This window comes from Lacimonas salitolerans (assembly GCF_042677865.1).
In the GTDB taxonomy this organism is placed as follows: domain Bacteria; phylum Pseudomonadota; class Alphaproteobacteria; order Rhodobacterales; family Rhodobacteraceae; genus Lutimaribacter; species Lutimaribacter salitolerans.
In genome coordinates this window covers 277,979-285,501 of record NZ_JBHUDD010000027.1, presented here as the reverse complement: position 1 = coordinate 285,501, position 7,523 = coordinate 277,979, and the positions used below count along the sequence as shown (strand labels likewise).

Here is a 7,523-nt window from a genome sequence, read left to right as displayed (position 1 = left end):
CAAGCAAATGACCGGAAACCAAACCACCCACACAAACCGCGAAATAGCCTGTCATTTCGTTCGTTGTGAATGCAGCGTCTGAGGCTGGGTCTACACAGGAATACCTCGACTACACAGAGTTTCTGCCGAGCAATCTGACGACACAACATCGAAAGAAATTGATCGAGACGGGAGTGAAAGTTCTCAATCGGAAATTCCAGCGTTCTCGAGCAAGAACGAAGCGAGAGGCAACAACGATATTTGCGGCTAGTACAATCGCAGACAGGCTTGCAACATCAGAGGACTCGTTTGCGGCGGACTGGTACACCAGCCTTGCGGAAGTCATGGACACCGATCCAACCAACAACGCACTGCAAGGGACCACTTCCCGACTTGTCAAAGACGATCTGATCGCTGCCTTGAAACGACTGGTGGAGCGATAGTTCTCGTATTGCGTAGTAGAAAAATGTGGTCCACGTTGACTTACATGCGTTTTGGACCACAAAGCAAACCTAGAGCATTGAAAAGTCAAGGATTATCGAAAATGAGGTCGTATCCCATCGTCTCCGCCACCCGTCTTTGCCTTGAGAAAAAAACCGCCTCGTGACGCTTTACCTTACCGGACATCGTGCTTTCGGCTTTCCCAAAAGGCCGGCTTTCGTGTTGGTGGCACCATGAAGCGATCGTTTGCTCGGTTCGGTTGCGATTTGCCATCGCAACCTTAGGCAACAATGACAATGGAATCGGTCTGGTTCCTGGCAAAAGGTTGCCCTCCGGGTAGGCAGAGCCGACGCGCCGGGTGTCAGCACCGATGTGTCGCCTCGTCCTGCCGTCATTCTGTCCTGCAGTCGGTGACCGGGAACGTGTGCCCTATGGCGGGAAATGCTTGGGTCAGGACGAGTCCATCGTTGTCTTCCCTGAAGAGAGCCGATGGCTGTTTGACGGTTACGCTTTCCGGAGCACCACCGCTTTGCCAGATGATTGAATAGATCTTTGTGAACAAGGCCTTGCCGCCGGTTCTTGTCATGGAAATCTTCGCCGACATACACTCGCTTCGCAGGCCGGTTCTGATGCACTTGAGAGTCTCGGGTTCGCGGTGCGGCCAGTTGGACACGAAGGTCAGGCGGTCATCCTGTATAGTGAGTGTTCCGCCACCGTTGACCTCGTCATAGGGCACCGCGCAGTTCCAGGTTTCGGAGATGGCAGGCCCAGCCAGAAGGACCAGAACTGCGAAGGGCGTGATCACGTTCAAGACGGGTCTCCTGGAGCGGACATGGGCAAGCACTGCTTCGCTTGGCCTTTTCCCTTCACTATACATCCAGTGGCCTTGATTTTGAAGCAGATCAGTTCCGATCGCTGCCATTCCTGCGCGAGCGACCCGCCGAAAAGAAAAAAAAACACATGACAGCCGCGCCTCGTCCATAACGGAAAAGTAACCCGTCGGATGACCGTGATCTCTCGAAGCCAGAATTGTGACCCGCCCGTTGGATATGTCCGGCCGAGGTTCTACGTCCCAGACTTGGCAGATGGCAGATGATGAAGGCCTGTCATTACGTTCAGAACCTGCTGCGGAGCGACCGCTATGGGGCCAGCCGCAGATGTATGCCAACCGGCCTGCGTGCAGGCAATGACAACGGAGCACCTCGTGTCGCGGGATGATGATTACAGGACGTCCGCCGTGCCAACTGGCCGGGTCGGGCGCATGTTGCGGTTCGGGGGCATTGCGTCGGGAATCGCCGGCGGCGTTGCTGCGGGCGGTGTACGCGCTCTGGCCCAGGGCAGGCGGCCAGATGTGTCTCGGCTCTTGCTGACTCCGGCCAATACTATGCGCCTGACCGAGGGCCTGTCGCATCTGCGCGGCGCGGCGTTGAAGATGGGGCAGATGCTGTCGATGGATACCGGACTGGTGCTTCCGGATGAGCTGACCGCAATTCTCGCGCGGATGCGGGATGATGCCCGCCACATGCCACCCAAACAACTGCAAGCGGTACTGAACACCGAATGGGGCACGGGCTGGCGCGCGGGGTTTGCGCGGTTCGACGTGCGGCCCTTTGCGGCGGCCTCGATCGGGCAGGTGCACCGCGCGGTTCTGCACGATGGCCGTGATCTGGCGATCAAGGTGCAGTATCCGGGTGTGCGCGACAGCATCGACAGCGACGTTGACAACATGGCCACACTGTTGCGCCTGCCGGGTATTCTGCCCCGCGACATGGACGTCGCCCCGCTGCTGGCCGAGGCCAAGCGCCAGTTGCACGCCGAGGCCGATTACCGCGCCGAGGCCGGGCATCTGTCGCGGTTCCGGGCGATGCTGGAAGGCTCTGACATGTTCGTGCTGCCCGAAGTGCAGAGCGACCAATGTACGCCGCAGGTTCTGGCCATGACCTATCTTGACAGCGCCCCGCTGGACAGCCTGATCGACGCCCCGCAGGTCATGCGTGACCGGGTGGCCGCGGCGTTGATCGATCTGACATTGCGCGAATTGTTCGTCTTTGGCGCGATGCAGACCGACCCCAACCTGGCCAACTATCGCTTCGACCCGGCGACCGGGCGGATCGTGCTGCTGGATTTCGGGGCTGTTCATGCCATCGCGCCCCGGATTGTGGCGGATTTCAGGGCGCTGGCACGCGCGGCGCTGGACGGTGAGGGTGCGCAGACGCGTCAGGCCATGTTGCGCATCGGATATTTCGCGCATGACACTGCCCCGCATCATCAGGAGCTGATCCAGTCCATGTTCGAGGTCGCCATGGGTCCGGTGCGGCAACAGGCACCGTTCGATTTCGGCAGCAGCGAGTTGCTGGACCGGTTGCGAACCATGGGGATGGCGATCGGGAATGACCGCGACCTTGGTCATGTGCCTCCCGCTGCGACGTTGTTCCTGCACCGCAAGATCGGCGGGATGTATCTCATGGCGGCCAGACTGCGCGCGCGGGTCGCCTTGCGCCCGATGGTCGAGGCGTATTGTGATGAGAGCACCCGGGCGACCGTTGGCGATGGTGAATGAATATGAGCAGCCCAAGGATGCACCCGATGAGCAGGTCTGGCAACATGCGCAAGAGCCGCGAAGGCAAGAAGGATGGTGGCTTGATGAAAGGGCTGATCATGGCGCTGCTGGCGGTGGCGGTTCAGACCGCAATGACAGCGCCGGCGTCAGCCGATGCAGGGATGCCAAAGGGGTACTCGATCGAGGATTTCGCGATGCAGCCTGAAACCCGCTGGCGCTTTTTCACAGATCAGGTGATGGGAGGGGTCTCGACAGGTCAGGTGGCCTTCGTGCAGGAGGGCGAGTCGGCCTTTGCGCGCATGACCGGCCGCGTCAGCACGGCCAACCGGGGCGGATTTATCCAGATGCGCCTGGAGTTGACCGACCCGCGGCCCAAAGGCACCACCGGCGTGCGGCTGATCGTTCGTGGCAATGATCAGCGGTATTTCGTGCATCTGCGCACCGGCGGAACGGTGCTGCCTTGGCAATACTATCAGGCCGGGTTCGATGTGACCGAAGACTGGGCCGAACTTCGGCTGCCATTCGACGCGTTCGATGCCTCGGGGGCGCTGCTGCGCGATGTGCCGCGCGCAGGTGCCCTGACATCGGTGGCCGTCGTCGCCTATGGTCGTGACCACGACGCCCGGATCGACGTGCGTGATATCGGGTTTTACTGATCCGGCAGCATGTTTCGGTTCGGACACACAGGTTCCAAAGTAACGTGACCCGGTTGGCAGGTTACGGTTCCGCGGACGTCAGGACAGCGGCAGCAGCCGCAAGATCCTGCACGATCAGACCATGTGATTTGTAGCCCGTGATGTCATCTTTCGCCTGTCTTCCGACGACCGCCCCCGACAAAACCGCGCCGATCTCGATCACGGGATAATCTTCGGCCACAACGCCGGACCGGATCGCCCCCAGGATTTCGCCCGCCTCGCGGCTTGCGCTTTCGCGCGAGTCCGTGAACATCCGCAGCCGCGCCACCCCTGCGTCGTCGATCTCGCGGCTGTCGGCAAGGCTGGCACCAACAAGGTTGATGTGCTGGCCCGGCTCCAGCAGGGCCCCCGGCAGAAAGGGTGCGCGCGCCGCCGTGGTGGTGTGGATGACATCGGCCCCCGTGATGGCGGTGGCGAGATCGTGGACCACCTCGATGCTGGCCTCGGCTGGAAACCGTGCGCGCAGCTCATGCGCCGCATCGGGTCGGCGGGCCCAAAGGCGCAAATCCGCGTCAGGAAAACAGGCCAGACATCCGCGCAGATGCCATTCCGCCTGCTCGCCCGCGCCGCAGATTGTCATTATCCGAGGCGTGCGACAGGCCAGCGCCTGCGTCGCCAGCATCGTCACCGCGGCGGTGCGCATCGCGGTCAGCCCATCGGCATCGAAGATCCCCAGCGGACGGCCATCCGTGCTGTCGAACAGCAGAACATACCCCTGATGGCTGGACAGGCCCATCGCAGGCGCGCCCGGATACAGGCTGAGAATCTTGGCCCCGTGCACGGCAGGATCGCCGAGCGCGCCATACATCACGCCCATGCGCCCGGCAGGATTGACCGGCACGGCAAAGCGCGGCGGATGCACGGCGGTGCCCTGCGACACCGAAATCATCGCGCGGCGCAGCGGGTCCAGCAACCCGGGGACGGTCATGCGGTCACTGATCTCGGCCGCTGAAAAGGTGCGAGGAGAGGTCATGCGCGCCTGCCGACTTCAGCGATCCGCGCGGCCAAGTGTACAAAGATCACCACGCAGGTCAGGGGAATGATGCTGCCGACCAGCGCCATGTTCAGGCCCAGACCCGGCGAAATGCGGTTGCTGCTGCGCCACATGAACCCGCGTTGAACATTCATGTCGGGTCCGAACAGGACGTAATACAGAACCGGCACCAGAAAGATCAGCACGGTCACGACCAGCGCCCCGAGCGCCATCAACTGACGCATCTGTGTGGCATCGTCCGGAACGGTGACGACCACCGGGTCCAGTCGCCTTTTGAACGCACAGGTCGCCCCCAGCAGACCGGCCCAGATCATAAGGTAGCGGGCCAGTTCCTCGGTCCAGCTGAACGGAAAATCCAGCCCGTAGCGCGCCCAAATCTGGAACAGCACCGTGGCGACCATCGCCGTCAGCGCCAGCTTGGCCAGAAACAGGCAAGCGCGGTCGATGACCGCACTTGCCCCGATCATCAGGGTCATTCGCGCGTCCGCTCGGCCAGGGCGCGGAACGCCTCGATCTCATCGGCGGGCATCAGCACGTCCCAGGCCGCCTGACTGCGGGCCTTGAAATCGTCCAGCGCGCCGTCTTCCAGTTCCGATACCGTGACACCGGCCGATTTCAGCCCCTCGATCTCGCCCGCGGCGGCCTCGGCGGTCCAGGCGCGGTTGTTTTCATTGGCCGTCGCCACGGCGGCATCCACCGTCGCCCTCGTGTCGTCATCCAGACCATCATACCAATCCGCCGACATCAGCGCCGACCGGAACGGGGTGCCGGCCCCCAGATCGGTGTAGTGCTTCAGAAACTCGGTATGGCGAAAGATCAGCGCGACGACCGGCGGGTTGAAATAGCCGTCAACGATGCCCTGCTGCACCGCGCCCGAGAATTCGGGCATGTCCACCACGACGCCCTGCACCCCCCATTGCTTGAACAGCTCGATCTGCGTGGCATCGATGGCGCGCAGGCGCAGGCCCTCCATGTCGGCCACCGACGTGATGGGCGTGGTCGCGTTGAAAACGCCCATCGTGCCGCCCAGCCCCGGCAGTCCGGCAATGCGGATGCCCTGCGCCTGCATCGAGGCGCGCACACCCGCCATCAGGTCGCTTTCCGTGTCCTGCGTGGCGCGAAAGAAGTGGTCCATATCGTCGAACATGTAGGGCGCCAGAAAGCCCAGGATCGTGTCATCCACCTCGTTGATCATGACGAAGTTCGTCAGTCCGAATTGCAGCAACCCCTGGCTAAGCTGATCGACAATCTCGGGGTCCTTGCCCAGAGATCCGCCGGTAAAGACCGTGGCCTCCATCCCGGCGTCGCGCAGGCTGGCGGCCAGATCCTCGGCATAGACCCAGTCGGAACAGGCCGGAACAGGCGGGCAGCCGACGGCGATCTTGACCTCTTCGGCCCAAAGCGGGGCCGCCACCAAGGCGGCGGTCAGTGTGGCGAGTGTGTGTTTCATTGTGTGGTCTCCCATGTTGGTCTTTTGTTATGGAACAAGCCCAAGCGCGCGCGGCAGCGCGAGGGTCAGATCGGGCACGAGGATCAGCACGACCAGCAGCGCGACCTGCACCGCAAGGAATGGCAGGATGGCAAGGCTGAGCCGCATGTAGTTGACCCCGCTGGCGGCGGAGACGACCATCAGGCAGCCACCGAACGGGGGCGAGATCAGCCCCAGCGTCAGGTTCAGACAGGACACGACGCCGACATGAACCGGGTCTGCCCCGCCCGCGATGGCCGCCGGGATCAGCACCGGCACCAGCAGCACCAGCGCCATCGTGACGTCCATCACCATGCCGGCCAAGAACATCACGGCACTGGCCAGCAACAGGTAGGAAACGGCGGTCAGCCCGGTGTTCTGCACCAGCGCGGCGATCTGTTCGGGCACTTGCAGGATACCCATCAGGTATCCGAACACTGCCGCGGCGAACAGGATCATGAAGATCGACCCTGTCAGCATCACCGTCCGCTCGACCGATCCGGAGGTCAGCGCAACGGTCGTGCGAAACGCAGCACCGACGCCGCCGTTGTCGATCAGCGCGTAGAGAAAGATCAGCACGACGGTGATCGCCACGGCGATACCCGCAGCCTCGGTCGGGGTCACGATGCCGAACACGATGCCCGCCACGATCGTCACCGGGATCGCCAGCGCCGGCAGGGCGCGCAGGATCGTGGACAGGGGCGATGCGTCGAGTGTCGCGCCGCCGGGATGCCCCTCGCGGCGGGCGACCAAGAAATTGTAGGCAAACAGGAACACCGCCATCAGCAACCCCGGCACGATGCCACCCGCGAACAGCGCCGCAACCGACACGTTCATCAGCGCGCCGTAAAAGATCATCACGATGCTGGGCGGGATGATGGGGCCGATCACGCAGCTTGCCGCCGTCAGGGCAGCGGCAAAATCGGCGCGGTATCCCTGCTCCTTCATCGCCGGAACAAGCGTGTTGGTGGTGGCCGCCGCATCCGCCACGGCCGAGCCCGAAATCCCCGCCAGAAACACGCTGGATGCGACGTTGACATAGCCCAGCCCGCCCCTGAACCGCCCGACGATCAGCATCGCCAGATCGATCAGCACCCTGGTGACCCCGCCCCGGGTCATCGCATCACCCGCAAGGATGAACAGCGGCATCGCCAGAAAGGTGAACACGTCGATCTGGCTGAAGATGCGCTGCGGCAGGATGCCCAGATAGGCCGCGTGATCGGTCAGAACAAAGGCCATCACCGCCGCTGCCCCTGCGACATAGCTGATGGCGACCCCCGACAGGATCGCAGCCAGCGCAAAGAGGGCAAGTAAGATCCAGACCATGGCGGCTCCTTGCACCCAGCATGGTTTTACGATAGGAAAATTGTCAAGAAAATTTAAGAT

Annotated in this window: 7 protein-coding genes; 2 read left to right on the top strand and 5 right to left on the bottom strand. The window is 62.4% G+C overall.

Annotation, left to right across the window (positions count from 1 at the left end; genetic code table 11):
- Window positions 1-811: 811 nt before the first annotated feature.
- Window positions 812-1,231: a hypothetical protein gene (locus tag ACFTOW_RS03885; protein ID WP_379913248.1), complete on the bottom strand. Its 420-nt coding sequence runs from the start codon at window positions 1,229-1,231 to the stop codon at window positions 812-814.
- Window positions 1,232-1,804: 573 nt separating this feature from the next.
- Here ACFTOW_RS03885 and ACFTOW_RS03880 point away from each other — a divergent pair.
- Window positions 1,805-2,980, top strand: coding sequence for an ABC1 kinase family protein (locus tag ACFTOW_RS03880; RefSeq protein ID WP_379913246.1), 1,176 nt, complete (start codon window positions 1,805-1,807; stop codon window positions 2,978-2,980).
- Between the two features lie 26 nt (window positions 2,981-3,006).
- On the top strand, window positions 3,007-3,636 hold the full coding sequence (locus tag ACFTOW_RS03875) for a CIA30 family protein (protein WP_379913244.1): 630 nt from the start codon (window positions 3,007-3,009) through the stop codon (window positions 3,634-3,636).
- Window positions 3,637-3,697: 61 nt separating this feature from the next.
- Here the strand turns inward: ACFTOW_RS03875 and ACFTOW_RS03870 are convergent, their stop codons facing one another.
- Genes ACFTOW_RS03870 through ACFTOW_RS03855 form a run of 4 tightly spaced genes read right to left on the bottom strand, consistent with a single transcriptional unit; the run spans window position 3,698 to window position 7,463 of the window.
- Window positions 3,698-4,648, bottom strand: coding sequence for an ornithine cyclodeaminase family protein (locus ACFTOW_RS03870; protein ID WP_379913242.1), 951 nt, complete (start codon window positions 4,646-4,648; stop codon window positions 3,698-3,700).
- Window positions 4,645-5,145, bottom strand: a complete 501-nt coding sequence (locus ACFTOW_RS03865) for a TRAP transporter small permease (RefSeq protein WP_379913240.1) — start codon at window positions 5,143-5,145, stop codon at window positions 4,645-4,647. The genes ACFTOW_RS03870 and ACFTOW_RS03865 overlap by 4 nt, the downstream gene beginning before the upstream one ends.
- Window positions 5,142-6,119 carry a TRAP transporter substrate-binding protein gene (locus ACFTOW_RS03860; RefSeq protein ID WP_379913238.1) on the bottom strand — a complete coding sequence of 326 codons (978 nt, stop codon included), beginning with the start codon at window positions 6,117-6,119 and terminating at the stop codon, window positions 5,142-5,144. The genes ACFTOW_RS03865 and ACFTOW_RS03860 overlap by 4 nt, the downstream gene beginning before the upstream one ends.
- Window positions 6,120-6,146: 27 nt before the next feature.
- The gene (locus tag ACFTOW_RS03855; RefSeq protein ID WP_379913236.1) at window positions 6,147-7,463 is read right to left on the bottom strand and encodes a TRAP transporter large permease; all 1,317 of its coding nucleotides are present in this window, start codon (window positions 7,461-7,463) and stop codon (window positions 6,147-6,149) included.
- Window positions 7,464-7,523 lie beyond the last annotated feature (60 nt).